This window comes from Vibrio sp. 1069 (assembly GCF_033340555.1).
In genome coordinates, this window is record NZ_JAWOWP010000918.1 from 1 (window position 1) to 525 (window position 525).

Annotated in this window: 1 protein-coding gene; it reads right to left on the reverse strand. The window is 50.1% G+C overall.

From position 1 onward, the window contains the following. A partial coding sequence (locus R7040_RS29805; protein ID WP_318098094.1) for a pyruvate kinase occupies positions 1–525 on the reverse strand: 525 nt, incomplete at both ends.

Sequence of the window (525 nt, forward strand, 5' to 3'; positions counted from 1 at the left end):
TGCTTTGAAATACAAAGGTTCAACACCGCGTAGAATAGTCATTTGTGCAAGCAAGGCTGGGTTGTCGCTTAGGGCCCAAATCTTAGTTTTACTTTGGCAGCGAGACATCAACAGGGGTGTTTCACCATGTTGGGTTAAAATCGCAACGCCAAGGTCTTGATGAACGCGAGAAGCCGAAATCATTGATGAAAGCGCGAAACTTTTGCCTGGGTTAGAACATAAGTGTTGCAGAGTATCCCAGCAGTCATGGTTGCATTCCAGCTCGTGCTCTGCACCTTGTGCGATGCGAACCATGGCTTCGACCGCTTCGATTGGGTATTTGCCCGCCGCCGATTCCGCCGACAGCATCACGGCGTCTGTTCCGTCGATAATCGCGTTTGCCACGTCTAACACTTCAGCGCGAGTTGGGAGAGGATTCTCGATCATCGATTCCAACATCTGGGTCGCGGTAATGACTTGCTTACCCCAATGTTTAGAACGATTGAGCCATGATTTTTGCACCATTGGCAGTCGTGCGTCGCCAAT